Annotated in this window: 16 protein-coding genes and 1 tRNA gene; 11 read left to right on the top strand and 6 right to left on the bottom strand. The window is 70.9% G+C overall.

What is annotated here, in order from left to right:
• Positions 1 to 122: 122 nt before the first annotated feature.
• The 3 genes from OG764_RS01905 (at position 123) to OG764_RS01895 (ending at position 2,084) form a co-directional block, all read left to right on the top strand.
• Positions 123 to 494 carry a hypothetical protein gene (locus tag OG764_RS01905; protein ID WP_328966595.1) on the top strand — a complete coding sequence of 124 codons (372 nt, stop codon included), beginning with the start codon at positions 123 to 125 and terminating at the stop codon, positions 492 to 494.
• The gene (locus OG764_RS01900) at positions 491 to 1,060 is read left to right on the top strand and encodes a hypothetical protein (RefSeq protein ID WP_328966594.1); all 570 of its coding nucleotides are present in this window, start codon (positions 491 to 493) and stop codon (positions 1,058 to 1,060) included. The genes OG764_RS01905 and OG764_RS01900 overlap by 4 nt, the downstream gene beginning before the upstream one ends.
• 541 nt (positions 1,061 to 1,601) lie before the next feature.
• Entirely contained in the window at positions 1,602 to 2,084 is a 483-nt protein-coding gene (locus OG764_RS01895; RefSeq protein ID WP_328966593.1) for a DedA family protein, read from the top strand.
• Positions 2,085 to 2,247: 163 nt separating this feature from the next.
• Here OG764_RS01895 and OG764_RS01890 read toward each other — a convergent pair whose 3' ends face one another.
• Positions 2,248 to 2,574, bottom strand: a complete 327-nt coding sequence (locus OG764_RS01890; RefSeq protein WP_328966592.1) for a GYD domain-containing protein — start codon at positions 2,572 to 2,574, stop codon at positions 2,248 to 2,250.
• Between the two features lie 702 nt (positions 2,575 to 3,276).
• Between OG764_RS01890 and OG764_RS01885 the strand changes: the two genes are divergently transcribed.
• The gene (locus tag OG764_RS01885) at positions 3,277 to 3,750 is read left to right on the top strand and encodes a hypothetical protein (RefSeq protein WP_328966591.1); all 474 of its coding nucleotides are present in this window, start codon (positions 3,277 to 3,279) and stop codon (positions 3,748 to 3,750) included.
• A gap of 111 nt (positions 3,751 to 3,861) precedes the next feature.
• Here OG764_RS01885 and OG764_RS01880 read toward each other — a convergent pair whose 3' ends face one another.
• The 3 genes from OG764_RS01880 to OG764_RS01870 all read right to left on the bottom strand — a co-directional run bounded on the left by OG764_RS01880 (position 3,862) and on the right by OG764_RS01870 (position 5,182).
• Complete coding sequence (locus OG764_RS01880) at positions 3,862 to 4,437, bottom strand: 2'-5' RNA ligase family protein (protein ID WP_328966590.1); 576 nt, start codon at positions 4,435 to 4,437, stop codon at positions 3,862 to 3,864.
• Positions 4,438 to 4,572: 135 nt separating this feature from the next.
• Positions 4,573 to 5,028, bottom strand: coding sequence for an RpiB/LacA/LacB family sugar-phosphate isomerase (locus OG764_RS01875; RefSeq protein ID WP_328966589.1), 456 nt, complete (start codon positions 5,026 to 5,028; stop codon positions 4,573 to 4,575).
• Positions 5,029 to 5,106: 78 nt separating this feature from the next.
• Positions 5,107 to 5,182: transfer RNA gene (locus OG764_RS01870), tRNA-Trp, on the bottom strand.
• Positions 5,183 to 5,406: 224 nt separating this feature from the next.
• On the opposite strand from OG764_RS01870, the gene OG764_RS01865 reads away from it, so the two are divergent.
• Both OG764_RS01865 and OG764_RS01860 read left to right on the top strand, forming a co-directional pair.
• Positions 5,407 to 5,634, top strand: coding sequence for a hypothetical protein (locus tag OG764_RS01865; RefSeq protein WP_328966588.1), 228 nt, complete (start codon positions 5,407 to 5,409; stop codon positions 5,632 to 5,634).
• Positions 5,635 to 5,746: 112 nt separating this feature from the next.
• Positions 5,747 to 6,220, top strand: a complete 474-nt coding sequence (locus OG764_RS01860) for a carboxymuconolactone decarboxylase family protein (protein ID WP_328966587.1) — start codon at positions 5,747 to 5,749, stop codon at positions 6,218 to 6,220.
• 78 nt (positions 6,221 to 6,298) lie between these two features.
• On the opposite strand, the gene OG764_RS01855 is transcribed toward OG764_RS01860, so the two are convergent.
• Together OG764_RS01855 and OG764_RS01850 are read right to left on the bottom strand one after the other, a co-directional pair.
• Complete coding sequence (locus OG764_RS01855) at positions 6,299 to 7,489, bottom strand: MFS transporter (RefSeq protein WP_328966586.1); 1,191 nt, start codon at positions 7,487 to 7,489, stop codon at positions 6,299 to 6,301.
• A gap of 165 nt (positions 7,490 to 7,654) precedes the next feature.
• Complete coding sequence (locus OG764_RS01850) at positions 7,655 to 8,494, bottom strand: hypothetical protein (RefSeq protein WP_328966585.1); 840 nt, start codon at positions 8,492 to 8,494, stop codon at positions 7,655 to 7,657.
• A 297-nt stretch (positions 8,495 to 8,791) separates the two neighbouring features.
• Between OG764_RS01850 and OG764_RS01845 the strand changes: the two genes are divergently transcribed.
• The 5 genes from OG764_RS01845 (at position 8,792) to OG764_RS01825 (ending at position 13,562) form a co-directional block, all read left to right on the top strand.
• Complete coding sequence (locus OG764_RS01845; protein WP_328966584.1) at positions 8,792 to 8,938, top strand: hypothetical protein; 147 nt, start codon at positions 8,792 to 8,794, stop codon at positions 8,936 to 8,938.
• Between the two features lie 531 nt (positions 8,939 to 9,469).
• Positions 9,470 to 10,960 (top strand): AbfB domain-containing protein, encoded by a 1,491-nt coding sequence (locus OG764_RS01840; RefSeq protein ID WP_328966583.1) that lies wholly within the window; start codon positions 9,470 to 9,472, stop codon positions 10,958 to 10,960.
• Positions 10,961 to 11,013: 53 nt separating this feature from the next.
• Positions 11,014 to 11,589 (top strand): RICIN domain-containing protein, encoded by a 576-nt coding sequence (locus OG764_RS01835; protein ID WP_328966582.1) that lies wholly within the window; start codon positions 11,014 to 11,016, stop codon positions 11,587 to 11,589.
• 35 nt (positions 11,590 to 11,624) lie between these two features.
• On the top strand, positions 11,625 to 12,311 hold the full coding sequence (locus tag OG764_RS01830; protein WP_328966581.1) for an RICIN domain-containing protein: 687 nt from the start codon (positions 11,625 to 11,627) through the stop codon (positions 12,309 to 12,311).
• Between the two features lie 150 nt (positions 12,312 to 12,461).
• The gene (locus OG764_RS01825; RefSeq protein ID WP_328966580.1) at positions 12,462 to 13,562 is read left to right on the top strand and encodes a hypothetical protein; all 1,101 of its coding nucleotides are present in this window, start codon (positions 12,462 to 12,464) and stop codon (positions 13,560 to 13,562) included.
• Positions 13,563 to 13,610: the final 48 nt, after the last annotated feature.

Below are 13,610 nucleotides of genomic sequence, written 5' to 3'. Positions count from 1 at the left end.
CCCGGAACGGCTGTGCGATGCGGTCGCGGAGGCGCTTGCCGCGCGGACGACGGTGCACGGGCCGGGGGTCTGGGCGGGAAATGCGGTCGTGGGCGTGCTGCCGGGCAGGCATGATCCCTCCCGTGGAACGTGTGATCGATCTCGACGAGCTGGCCGGTCTCCTGACCCGGCGCACCGCGTACTGGCGGGCGTCCGGCCTCGACGTGGGGCGGACGACCTGGCGGGATGCCGGAGCGGCATGGCCTCAGCCGCTGGTCGCGGACCGGGCGGGGGTGCCCGACCCCGACTCGCTCGGGCTGGTCGTGCGTGGTCCGGCGGAGGCCGAGCTGTCGGTCGTCGTGTTCCGCGGCGGCTGGGCCGACGTGGACTTCATGGCGGACCCCGACGACGCCGGTGTGCTGCCGGCCTCGGAGATCTCCGGCGCACCGGACTTCGCACGGCGGATGGACGGCTGGGTCCATCGGGTCTTCGGAGTGCCCGGGAGCGGTACGTGAGCGCCGGCCGCGGCTGGTGGGGCTACCTGGAGGAACGGACCCGCCGGGAGGTCGACGCCGACGTGCTGCGGGACCGCCGGATATCGGCCGTCCGGACCGTGTGGGAGGCACTGCGGCCCCTGGAGGTCGGCCTGCACGAGGCGGAGCGGGTGGTGCACGCGCGCTACGAGGTCCTGGGCGACCGGGTGCGGCGGACACCACCGGATCCGCTCGACCTCGCCTCGCTGGCGGCCCGTGCCGCCGCCCTTCCCGGCCGGGTGGCTGCGGTAGAGGCGCTGTGGGACGGCGACACCGTCCACGACTGGTTCGTCCTGCTGGTCGCGGTGCTCGACGACCCGGACGGCGAAGGCCACTTGGCGACGGTCCACCACCGCCCCGACGGCAACGCCCCGGGCCCGGCCGCCGCCGAAGCGGGCCAGCGCCTGGCCACCCACCTCGCCGTCCCGTTCCACTTCCCCTCACCCCACGCCCCCGGCTACGACGCCCCCCGCTGGCGGACCCTCGCCACCCCGAACCGACTGCCCGGACAGCGCGGCCGCGCGCGTCGGGCGCGTCGGGCGAAGTGAGCGGACGGCCCGACCGGGACGTATCCGCCCCAAGTGGACCAAGCCCCATGGATGACTCATGAGGCGCTTTCCCGGCAGAGGTGACCGGTCTCCTTCGGGTCCTGCCCGGCGGTGCGAGTCGGGCAGCCTCCTCTGCCCTTGTGTGCGCCGCCGTTCCACGACACGGGCTCTTCGGCGCGGAGGGTTCGCCCCCGGCGAATCCGCCGGGATCGCGGGCATGGGCTCGGGCTCCGCCGCGGGGTGGACGTCGAGTTCCTGCTCCAGCGGTCCAGCAGGCGGCCGCAGCCCCACCGGCAGATGCTCCGGCCGCCCGGCGCCCCGCATCCCCGTATGCCCGTTCGGTTAGGGTGTCCTTGCTTGGCGTCTGGGTATGGGGCGTACGGGTTCGGGTTGCGTGGCCGCAGGTGGCATCCGATGGGACGGAACGGACAGAGGCAGGGCGCAGTGAGTGATGGTGACCGGCCTCGTGCCCGCTGGGGCGGGACGCGCGTGTGGGTGACGGGCGCCCCGGGTTCCGGCCCGGAGCTCGGGACGAGGCGTCGTGGATAGGATCGCGCTGACGGCCGGAGCCCTGTACGCCATCGTCCTGCTCCGCGCCGGAGGGACGTTCGCCGTCGGGTGGCTCGCCGGTGCCGGTGCCCGGCGCAGCAGGTTCGCCGAGCGGATCTCCTCGGCGAAGTTCCGGCGTGTCGAGCGGGCGATCCAGCGGTGGGGCTCGCCGGTGGTCGCCGTCTCGTTCCTGACCGTCGGTTTCCAGACCGCCGCCAACTTCCTCGCGGGCAGCATGCGCATGCCGTTGCCACGCTACCTCCCCGCCCTGTTCGTGGGCGGAGCGGCCTGGGCGCTGCTCTACGCGACTGCGGGCATCGGCGTGCTCGAAGTGCTGGGGCGCCTCTTCGCCGAGCACACGGCCCTCGGGCTGTCGTCCGTGGCCGTCCTCCTCTTCGCGGTGTGCGGGGCGGTGGCGTACCGCAGGAGAAGGGCGGCCCGGTCCGCCGGTGACACGGCGGCGGAGGAATCGTGACCGCTCGGCAGCCTGGGCCGCCATGCCGTGGTGATCCACTTGATCGACTGGCAGGCCGAAGCCGGCAGCCAGGACGAGGCGGGGCGGCCCGTTCCGGGAGCCCTGCCGGACCGTCGTCGACCCGGCACGGGCCGACGGTGGCAGCGGGCCTGCTCGCGGGCCGCTACTTGCCAGGAGCCCGGTACCGGACTTGCTCTGCCTTGCGCAGGGCGTCCAGCGTTTCCTCGACGCTCAGGAGAACGGTCGTCTCGAACGAGCCAAGCGCGCCACCCCCGCTGATCGCCAGCGCAACCGCGGCCATGGACACGTTGTCCGGAGCTTCCCAGAGGTTGTAGCCGTCGTGCGTGCCGAAGGCGTACCAGAAGCCGTGGAGCTTCCCACCGACGGATTCGATGTACGACTGAGCGGCCTTTGCGCGGTCCTCGGGGTGGCCGATCAGCCTCGCCCACGTCTCCGGCGTGTAGCTGAACCTCGATAGATAGAGCGGCATCGTGTCTCCCTTTCGTTTCACCCATGGATGCCCGCCCCGGGTGGGAGAAGGGCCGGGGCGGACTGCGGTTCGCCCGAACAGCCGGGGACGATGACCGCCACGGCCCAGGCAGCTCGGTCGGCAGCGCGGCGACGCTGGTCAGCCTGTTCTGCGCCTGCCGGGCGGCGCGACAAGCGCCGGTGACGCTTGCCGTCTGCGCAATCCTGGCCACGCTGGAGACCCCCGGGCGAGGAGCCGCAGACGAGAAACCGGTGCCCCCGCGCGATGCGAATCGCGCGGGGGCACGGCCCCCGGCTCGACGACCGCCAGGCTGAGGCAATCCCCGTCCGAGGCCGGTTCGGCCTCCCGGGCCATCCGCTCCACCGCCCCCCGGACAGCTTCCGGTCCGCGCGGTTCCCACCGCATGAACCGGGCGACGTCGGGCCGGCGCTGGTAGTCGCGGACGTCCTCGGCGTCCCCAGGCCGGAACGGACGGAGTCTCAGCCGGGCGGTGGCGAGGGGCGAGTCGATGCGCAGCATCGGGCGACCGTACCCGGGGCTGCCCGGCCCCCAGTCCCGGTCGGCACCGACGGCTTCTCGGCGGCCTGGTGCCGGAGTACACGTTCATGTGCCCTGACAGACCCAGAACCGACCGCCCCTCCCTGAACACGTCTCGGGAGTCACATAGAGTGAGTTGCCCGACGACTCGGCGAGGGTACGCACATGGAGACCACCCTTCAGTGGATACGGACGTCCTGGACGAAGGAGTCCCGGGGAGCAGAGGCCGCCTCGCGCAGGAACGCGGCCCCGGTCGGCTTCACTCTCCCGCATGATGCGGCCTCCTTCGCGCATGTGATCCGCATGCATGAGCGTGACGGCTTCGAGCCGAATGACAGCCGGGAAGACCTGAGCAAGGTCGATGTCCAGCTCCGTGAGGCAGACGGTCGGCTGCGCGTGTTTCCCCGAGTGCAGCCCTTGTTCGCCCTGCCGCCTCGACAGCGGCGGCCCCCGGCTGTCCGGCTCGTCCCCGGCCAGTGGGTGCGCTGGCAGCTCAACTACCGCTTCAGCAGTGCACTGGGGATCCGGGGCTGGTCGTACTGGTTGGACACGTTCAACATCGCTTACGGCCCCGTGGACGCAGACGTGTTCCTGTCCACGCCCACCGTGTTCATCGACGAACAAGGACCGCTCCGATGAGCCCGTCCTGAACGCCGACGGGGTGCCACCCCGGTGTCAGACCCTCCCCCCTCGCAGGTCGCGCAGGACGAGCGGGGATCCGCGGTCAACACCCTTGTGCACGGGTCGTGTTCAGCCGGATTCGGCCCGCCGCCGCTGGGCTCCCGAAGCGGGCGGTGCGCACGGCCCGTGCGGGATGCCGAGCGGTGTGGTGAGCCGGGACTGCCAGCCTTCCTCCGTCAGCTCCACCAGTTGGACGGCTGCCGCGCGGGTGCGCAGCGGCAGCAGGCTGTCGACCGCGGTGCGGACCCGGGCGGTGGCCGTCGGGTCGTCCGTGCCCATCGCGACCGTGACATGGGCGCCGGGCCGTGTCCCGAAACGGCCCCCGTACGGGCGCAACCGCGGCCAATGGGCGTGGAACGCGTCCACGATCGGCTGGAGTCCCGGAACGGTGACGGCGACGAAGCCGGACGCCGTCACGACCTCCTCCAGGAGCAGATCGGCTCGCGGGAAACCCGCGGCCAGGGAACGGACGCTCTCCTCGTCCCCGGCCGTCAGAGCGGCCTGCGGTACGAACGGGTAGAACAGCGAGACGTGCGCCGGCACCCCGCGACGCACCAGGGCCGGGTCGATGCGCCACGCCGCATCCAGCAGCGGCGCGGCATCGGGCAGGACGATGACGACGGCAGTGGTTCCCGGCTCTGGCACGCCGCCATCATCGCAGGCCGGGCCGGGCCGCTACCGCTCCCGTACGTACGGGAGGCGCTCCACGCGGGACCCGGGCGCGTAGTCGGACCCGGGCGCGTACTCGGACCCGGGCGCGATGTCGGAAGCGGCCTTCGATCAGGGCGTGGTCCTGGCCCTGTCGAGCCGTTCGACGCGCGCGATGTTCTCCCGGTCCTCGGCCTCCGCGCTCGCCTCGGCGGCGAACCAGGCGTCGAGGATCTCCTTGAGCAGCGGTTCCGAGGTCAGGCGCAGGCTGAGCGCGAGCACGTTGGCGTCGTTCCAGCGCCGCGCACCGTCCGCCGTGTAGGCATCCGTACACAGGGCCGCGCGTACGCCGGGAACCTTGTTCGCGGCGATCGATGCGCCCGTACCGGTCCAGCAGCACACGACCGCCTGGTCGGCGTTCCCGGCGGCGACCTCGCGGGCCGCCGTCTCCGAGCAGGCTGCCCACTGCGGATCGTCGCCGGGGCTCAGCGCCCCGTACGCCACCACTTCGTGCCCGCGGTCGCGCAGTTGCCCCAGGAGCGCGCGAGCCACGGGTTCGTCCATGTCCGAGGAAACGCAGATCCGCATGTCCCGAGACTAACCGGCCGTGGCACGGACGGCCTCGCGAGCCGCGGAACGGCCCCGGCTGATCCGCTCGGTTGCGGACGGAGCCGACCGGATTCGAACCGGCGTCCTCGCGATTTTGGAGACCGCGCGCGTCGACCCCCTGCGCTACGGCTCCGCCCACCCCGGCATCCTAGGCGGCCTTGGCTCTCACGTCAGCACCGTGCTCACGTCAGCAGGCGCCCGGTTCTCGAACCCCCGGAGCCGTGCGGATCCGAACGACACGAGCGCCCCTCCGGGCGGGAGGGACGCGCTCCGGGCGGGTGCGTCCACGCCGACCGGATGGGCGCCGGGTGCCCTCCCTTGGCAGGTCGCGCCGGCGTGCCCGCCTAGAATCCGGGCGTGAAGAACACTTTCCGGTGCACGCAGTGCGGCACCGTCGGTCTGGAGTCCGGCTTCGTCGAAGACGCCGGCGAGCACTCCCCGGGTTTCGCCCGCTGGATAGCAGGCACCCTCGAACGCGGCCTCTTCGGCGGTGCGAGACGCTGGGGCAAACCGAAGTGGCAGATAGACGCCTTCCGATGCCCCCAGTGCTCCCACCTCGAACTCTTCGCGGGCCATCCGGCCTGAGAGCCCACCGGGACAAGGGTGGTGACCCACGTCACAGCGCATCCGTGTCACAACTCGCCCGCCCACACTGTCAAAGGGGTGTAACCGCCGGGCAACGACAACGGAGCGCATCATGGAAGCACGCCTGAACCCCTTCACCAACCCCGTCCTGGGCAAGGTCCTCAAGCACGTCATAGCCGCGGGCAAGGCCCTTGAGGGCACGACCCTGCCGGCCGCGACCCAGGAGCTGGTGAAGCTCCGCGCCAGCCAGATCAACGGCTGTGGCTTCTGCACCGACATGCACTTCAAGGACGCCGTGCACGCCGGCGAGTCGGCGGAGCGCCTCAACCTCGTCGCGGTCTGGCGCGAGGCCACGGTGTTCACGGAGGCCGAGCGTGCCGCGCTGGAGCTGGCGGAGGAAGCCACCCGCATCGCCGATGCGGCCGGCGGAGTCCCGGACCGGGTGTGGGAGAACGCCGCCAAGCACTACGACGAGGACCAGCTGGGCGCCCTGGTGGGCGTCATCACCGTCATCAACGCCTTCAACCGCGCGAACGTCATGCTCCAGACCCCCGCCGGCGACTACCGGCCCGGCCAGTTCGCGTAACCACACGTACGTCGGCGTCGAACGGGTCCGCTCGGACCCGTTCGACGGACCACCCCACGGGCGGCAGTCGCCCCCGCGTCAGGTCCGTTCCGTCGTTGCCGGCCGTCGCAGCAGGTAGGCGCCGGCCGCGGAGACGAGCAGCAGCATGCAGCCGATGAAGGCGAGGCCCGCGCGCTCCAGGTCCAACGCGTCGGAGAGCAGGCCCACGCCGATCACCGGGAGCGAGATGCCCGTGTACGCCACGACGAACAGGGCCGAGAGCACCGCGGCCCGCCGGTCGGCCGGTGCGGCCGCGGCCACTGCGGTCAAGGCCGCGCGAAACGTCAGGCCTTGACCGGTTCCCCCGACCAGGGCGGACAGGACGACGAGGGCGAGGAGGTCCGTCCACAGCGCCGCGGCCAGCAGAGCCAGCGCGGCGAACAGGACGGCGCAGCCCACGGGCAGGGAGCGCGCCACGCCGACGCGGTCGACGCCCAGTTGACCGAGCGTCGAGGCGAAGAAGGCCAGGGCCACCACCAGGCCGCTCACCGCACGGTTGTCGACGCCGAGGTAGCCGGAGAGGAAGGCGGGGCTGACCGAGGCGAACACACCGAACAGGGCGAAGCCCACGAAGGAGGCGATCGCCGCCGGTGCGAACACCGCCCGGACCTGCGGCGGGAGTGCGAGGCCGGAGGGCCGTACGGTCGCCGCGGGCCGCCGCTCCGCCACGGTTTCCGGAAGCCGCACCAGGACGACGGCCGACACGGCCACCAGCGCGAGGTGGAGGGCGAAGGGCAGCACCAGGGGTTCGGGAGCGTACTGCGCCAGCACGCCGGCCACCAGGGGCCCGCACCCCAGACCGCCCATGTTGGCGGCCGTCGCCACGAACGTCGCCCGCGCCCGGCCGTCCGGTGGTGCGAGCTCCATCACGTACGCCGTGGCCGCTCCGGTGAACAGGCCTGCGGACAGCCCCGACAGCAGTCGGCCGGCGTAGAGCCAGCCGAGCGCGTCCGCGGACAGGAAGCACACGGCGCTGGCCGCCGCGAAGCCGAGGCCCCACAGCAGGGCCGGCTTGCGGCCGACGGCGTCCGAGACGTTGCCGGCGAGCAGCAGCACGGCCATGACCCCGAAGGCGTACACCGCGTACACGACGGTCACGGTCAGCTGGGAGAAGCCGAACTTCTCCTCGTAGAGCAGATACAGCGGCGTCGGGAGGGTGGTACCGGCCATGCACACGGCGAACACCGCGCCCGCGAGCAGGGACTGCGACCAACCCCGGCGATCTTCCATGCCACCGACCGTACCTCCCGCCGACGACTCCCCCCGGCGATCTCCGCGCGCATCGCTGCGGGGCGGGAATTCTGGATCGGCCGATCTGACGAAAGCCCCGCACTTCGCGGTGCGGGGCTTTCTGCCACGGCACGGGCCGAGCCGGTCTGGTGGCGACCGGTGAGGTCAGGCCTTGCGGATGTTGTAGCCGAGGGTCGTGCCGACGCAGTTGGTGGCCCGGAACGAGTTGCTCACGACCCATCCGGAGGGGATGGGGGAGTAGGAGCACACGGTGGCGTAGCTCTGGCCGGCGGTGTTGCCGATGTTGTAGGCGACGCCGGTACCGGTGCAGTTGCTCGTGCTCGACGCGCTGGTGACGACCCACCCCGCCGGGATGGGGGAGTGGGAGCACACGACCGCGAAGTTCTGGCCGGCGGTGTTGCCGATGTTGTAACCCACGCCGGTGCCCCTGCAGTTGCTCGTGCTGTACGAGCTGGTGATGACCCATCCGGTGGGGATGGGGGACTGCGAGCACACGGTGGCGAAGTTCTGGCCCGCGGTGTTGCCGATGTTGTAGGCGACGCCGGTACCGATGCAGTTGCTCGTGCTGTACGAGCCGGTGACGACCCACCCGGTGGGGATCGGGGACTGCGAGCACACGACGGCGAAGCTCTGGCCCGCGGTGTTGCCGATGTAGTAGCCGACCCCGGTGCCGGCGCAGTTGCTCGTGCTGTACGAGCTGGTGACGACCCACCCGGTCGGGATGGGCGACTGGGAGCACACGGAGGCGGAGTTGAGCCCGCTCGTATCGGCGATGGTGTACCAGACACCGGTGGTACAGCCGCTGCCCTGGTACGAGCTGGTGATGACCCAGCCCGCCGGAACGGGGGTGTTGGAACAGACGTTCGCGCTGCCCGCGACCCGCTGCGGGGCGGCCTGCGCCTGCGCGGTCGCTGCGGTCATCACGCCCAGCAGCAGCAACACGGCCGTCAGCAGGTGCGGTATGCGGGTACGTAAGGTCTTCAAGGTCGGCCTCAGATCTTCTCAGTGCTCTACGACGGCGTCGATGCGGTCGATGCAGGTGAGACGGATCAAACCCCAAGCTTGATCATCTCGGCTGAGATGGTGCCAGAGTTGCTCCAGGGGCACCAGCGCCGCCAAGCGCGCCCTCCAGCGCCGGACGTCACTGCCCCCCGAGCGGGCCCGCACCGGCGCCGCGCCCCGCCAGGCCGAGCCGGCGGAGCCTGCTGTGCCCGCGCACCGGCAGCAGGCGTCCCCGCCAGGACCTCGGGGCGCAGCCGGGGCACATGAGCCCTCATTGGCGTGAGCGCCGTCACCCTGGCCCGGATGCAGATGTCCGTCATCTACTTCCAGTCGTGCCTGGCCAAACTCCCGCACGCCGAGTGGGCCGACTGGCGGCGGAAACCCCGCACCACCCACCCGGGACCCGCGGTACCCGACGGGCCCTGAGCCGGCCTGGACACCTGCGGGAAGCGACGGATGGTACACCGCTGGTACCGGTCGCGATCATTGATGTGTACTGAACCACATTTCACCTTCACGCGGCCTTTACGGAGCGGAGGGGTGTCCGGTGGGACGTGCCCCGATCCCTTGTGCCCTCGGGCGGGGAGGGGCTGCGGGGACGGTGGCCGGTGGTGGCACGCCAGGGCGTTCGCCTGCGGAATGAGCCGTTCCTTGTTACTCATCGGTCCGGATTCCGCCTCCGCGTGGCTGGTTGCCGTCGAAAAATGGCGGAGATCGGCCCAATACTCCGTCAAATCAGTCTCTGGGTGCATAGGACTGGTCAATTCCACTTTGACTGTTCTTTAACGATCTTCAAGACTGCGCCTCCGACCGCCCCGCACCCATCGGGACCGCGTGCGGGATCTAGCAGGGGGAACCGAAAAAAGAATGATGAAGAGTCACTCGAACTCCGCTCGTGTGCGGAGGGCTGTCTCGCGCGGGCTCGTGACCGCTACCGCTTTGGCTTCTGTCAGTGGTATGGCTGTGCCGTTGGTGGCTGTTGCGGCTCCGGCTGGGGCGGTGGCCGCGGCTTCAGGTATCGGGACTGATGACAGGCAGCGGGTGGATGCGGCTGCTGTGGTGCGTCTGGATCCGAGCCCGGACGTGCTGCTGTTGAGCGATCACGACTTCATCCATGCGTTGTGGCAGAAGGCCCGGGATGGCGGGGAGGCTTTCGAGGCCGTGCGGCTGGCCGCCGAGGCTGCGATGTCGAGTGAGCTGGCCGCTGACCACGTCCAGTTCATCGTCACGGGCATCCACGAGGCGTATGCGGTCGACAAGCAGCGTGAGAAGGACAAGGCGGATGCCGCCCGTGCGGCGCGCCTCGCGAAGTCGCAGGCGTTGATCACGATCGGTATTCCGAGCAGCCCTGAGCTGCTTGATCTCAGTGACGACAACTTCATCCGCGCCGTGATGCGGCACACCGCTTCGGGTCCTGAGGTCCGCGCGGCCGCTGCGAAGGCTCTGGCGGGTGACCCGGCGGCTTGGTTGGAGTTCATCGTCAATGGTGCCCGTGAGGCGCATCAGCGTGATGTGGCTGCGGAGATCAAGGAGTTGGAGGAGAGGAACCGGGCGGAGGCCGAGCGTCGTAAGGAGCTGGCTGCGCGCAGTAATACGGCTGCGTTGTTCCGGATCACGCCGTCCGAGGCGATGCTGGCTCTGAGTGATGACAACTTCATTCGTGAGCTGTTGCGTGCGGTGCCGGCTGATCTGAAGGAGAGCGAGCTGTATGCGGCGGGTCAGCGTGCGGTTCTGAGCCCGGATCCGGCGGTGTGGAAGGCGTACATCCACACGGGTGCGGAGGAGGCGTACAAGAAGGACGACGAGGCGCGTCGTAAGAAGATCGCTGACGCGAACCGGCGGCTTGCGCTGCAGATTCAGGCGGCTGCGGAGCAGACTGGTGTGCATCCGAACCTGGTGGCGTTGGCGAAGCAGGCGCTGGCGGGCAGTGACGAGGCGGTCGCGGGGTTCCTCAAGGAGGACAGTCAGTACCGTGCCCGGCGGCAGACGCTGGCGCCGGTGAGCGGCAAGGCGGGCTTCGTGGTCCGCCAGTCGAGCGTCGACGGCGGCGAAACCTTCCTCGCCCCGGTCTCTGCGAGCTCGAAGCAGAGTGACCGTGAGGACGGCACCTGGGTCATCGTGCCCGCGCTGGGCGGGCAGCCCGGCTGCTGGTCCTTCGAGTCCGCCCGCAAGCCCGGCCACTACCTGGCCCAGAAGGACCTGCGGGTCAAGCTGACGGCCAGTGACAACAGTGCGCAGTTCCGCAAGGACGCCTCCTGGTGCGCGAAGAAGGGCCTGTCCGGTACCGGTATCTCGTTCGAGTCGGCGGGGCAGCCCGGTCGTTTCCTGCGGCAGCACTGGGGCGACATGTATGCGGGCAACAAGGCCGGCGGCGCGAACCGTTTCGACACGCCGAACGAGTTCGCCCAGGACGCCACGTGGAAGATCGCCACTCCGCTGGCGCGCTGACCTGCGCCGCAGAGCCCTTCCCCTCTCAGACCTGACAGAACGGAAATCACCTCATGTCCCGGATCATCCGATCCGTCCTGGCTGTCGGCGCGGGTGCCGCGGCGATCGCTGCCAGTGTGACGTTCGCCGTCGCGGGCGAGCCCGCCCAGCGCGCCGAGCCGGTGGCTGCCGCGGCCCCGGCTGCCGTGCAGCTCCAGGCCCAGCACAGTGGCCAGTGCCTGACCGTTCCCTCGGGCAGTCTGCGTAATGGCGTCAACGCCGTGCAGTCGGCGTGCGCCGAGGGCGCGGAGAACCAGCAGTTCGATCTGAAGGCCACCGGCGCGGGCACCCTCGAGGTGCAGTTCAAGCATGCCGGCAAGTGCCTTGATGTGGAGGGCGCCGGCATCAAGACCGGCACGGTCGTGCAGCAGTGGTGGTGTGTGGGCCAGCAGCAGCAGCGCTGGCGTCTGATCATGGTCGACATCGCCAAGGAGCTGTACGAGCTGCGGCCCGCGCACCTGATCGGCAAGCCGGGCCGCTGCCTGGAGATCAAGTCCAGCGCCAAGGACGACGGCGCGATCGCGCAGCTGTATGCGTGCAACGGCACGAGCGCCCAGCAGTGGCGTATCAAGCCGGTTTCGGCCGTCTGAGCATCCTGAACACGCGAGAGGAAACGGATCCCATCATGTCCCGGATCATCAAGGCCGTTCTGGCGGTAGGTGCCACCGTTGCGGTGCTGGCCGGTACCGCGACCGCCGTTCAGGCTGACGACGCCGACGACGCGGCCCGCGCCGCGGCCGCCGCCCGTGCCGCCGCGGCCGCCCGTGCCGCCGCGGCTGCGCGTGCTGCCTCGGGTGACCCTGCGGAGGCGGCGGCGGAGGCTGCCATCACCGCGCAGGCCGCGGCGATGGAGGCGCGCAACCGTGCTGCCATGCCGCAGACGGTTCTTACGATCACGGCTGCGAACAGCGGCAAGTGCCTGGACCTCGAAGGCTCCAAGACCACCGATGGCGTGCCGGTTCAGCAGTACACCTGCACGGGTACCAACGCGCAGAAGTGGAAGGCCGTCGCCAAGGGCGGCGGCAGCTTCGAGTTGCGGTCCGCGGTCAGTGACAAGTGCATCGAGGTCGAGAACAGCGGTATCAAGCCGGGTGCGGTCATCCAGAGCTGGAAGTGCTCGGGCGGCGGCAACATGCGCTGGGAACTCCAGCTCGTCGACCCGGTCGAGAAGCTGTACGAGCTGCAGCCCAAGCACGTCGACGAGATGTGCCTGGACATCCCCAGCTCCAAGACCGACGACGGCGTCAACACCCAGCTGTGGACCTGCAACCGGTCCACCGCCCAGCTGTGGAAGGTCCAGCAGGCCAAGTGAGCCTGCCCGGCGGAGCGCGTAAAACGCACCCCGCCGAACGTCGAGGAGGGGCAGGGCCGGCCACACGGCCCTGCCCCTCCACGGCTTGAACACATTCTTCATTCTTCAAGGGGGTCTGAGTTGAGTCTTCAGTGTTGGGGTGCACGGGCGTTGACCGCCGGCGTGCTGGCCGGTGGAATCGCGGTCGCGGGCCTGGCCCCGGCCTGGGCGGATGCCCGCACGGCCGCTCCCTCGTCCGTGACGGCCGCCTCGTCCCTCGCTCCGGCCGACCAGCCGGGGCAGACGCTCTCGCCCGAGCTGGCCGAGGCGATCGCCGAGGCGCGCAAGCGGGTCACGCTGACGGCGAAGACGCACCCGGCCGCCGAGGTACGCACGTCCGCGTGGAACGCGCTGCGCAGCTCCCGCGGCGACGAGGCGCTCTTTGAGTGGCTCGCGCCCGGCGGCGGCTTCGACTACGCGAGGCAGCGGGCGCGTGAGACCCGCGCCCGCAACCGGGCGTTCTGCGAACGAGTGGCCGCCACCCACACGACGGGGTTCTCCCCCGAGGTACGGGCTGCCGCACTGCGTGCGCTGAAGGGCGGCGTCACCGAGCAGGCGGCGTTCGTCAAGACCGGCTACGCCGACGCGCAGCGCCGCGACCGTACGGCGCGCGAGGCGGGGGAGCAGCAGCGGCTGGAAGTCGCCGCCAAGGACCGCGAGTTCGTACGCGCCCTCGGTGAGCAGGACCCGGGCGAGCAGGTTCGGGTCGCGGCGCAGTGGGCCGTGCGGCCCGGTGCCGCGGAGCCGGACGTGGCGGAGTTCTTCGGCTACGGCTGGGCCACCGGCGCGGCACTGGACCTGGAGGCGTACCGGACGCGTGTCGCCGACGCGGAAACGATGCGGCACCACGCGCTGACCCGCCTCATCCGGGAAGCGACCGCGGCCGAGGCGGCCGTCAAGGGCGCGGCCGACGCCGCGAAGGCCCGCGCCGAGGCGGAACGCGCCTGGCAGGCGGTGTCGGAGCACGCCGGCGCGGCGCAGCGCGCCTGGCTGGCCGAACAGGCCGCCGCCACCGCGCAGGCGCAGAACTGGCGGGCCATCGCCGCGCTGTCCCGCGAGTCCGCCGAGCAGCTCTGGAAGGTCATCTCGGGCACCGCCGAGGGCAACCAGGACGCCTGGGCCGGGGAACAGGCCGGCGCCGAGGAAGCTGCGGCGTTCTGGCAGGCCATGTACGACCGCGCCCGGGACGGCGAGAACCGCACCCGGGGCTGATCCCAGGTGGTCCGGCCGGCCCGTGACCGGGGCCGGCCGGACGTCGTC

This window comes from Streptomyces sp. NBC_00239, assembly GCF_036194065.1.
In the GTDB taxonomy this organism is placed as follows: domain Bacteria; phylum Actinomycetota; class Actinomycetes; order Streptomycetales; family Streptomycetaceae; genus Streptomyces.
This window is presented reverse-complemented; position numbering and strand designations above follow the sequence as displayed.

Coding starts and splice junctions, on each gene's coding strand:
- OG764_RS01890 (WP_328966592.1), bottom strand. CDS start 2,574: ATGCCGCTCTATCTATCGAGGTTCAGCTACACGCCGGAGACGTGGGCG.
- OG764_RS01885 (WP_328966591.1), top strand. CDS start 3,277: ATGGAGACCACCCTTCAGTGGATACGGACGTCCTGGACGAAGGAGTCC.
- OG764_RS01875 (WP_328966589.1), bottom strand. CDS start 5,028: ATGCGGATCTGCGTTTCCTCGGACATGGACGAACCCGTGGCTCGCGCG.
- OG764_RS01860 (WP_328966587.1), top strand. CDS start 5,747: ATGGAAGCACGCCTGAACCCCTTCACCAACCCCGTCCTGGGCAAGGTC.
- OG764_RS01855 (WP_328966586.1), bottom strand. CDS start 7,489: ATGGAAGATCGCCGGGGTTGGTCGCAGTCCCTGCTCGCGGGCGCGGTG.
- OG764_RS01840 (WP_328966583.1), top strand. CDS start 9,470: ATGGCTGTGCCGTTGGTGGCTGTTGCGGCTCCGGCTGGGGCGGTGGCC.
- OG764_RS01835 (WP_328966582.1), top strand. CDS start 11,014: ATGTCCCGGATCATCCGATCCGTCCTGGCTGTCGGCGCGGGTGCCGCG.
- OG764_RS01830 (WP_328966581.1), top strand. CDS start 11,625: ATGTCCCGGATCATCAAGGCCGTTCTGGCGGTAGGTGCCACCGTTGCG.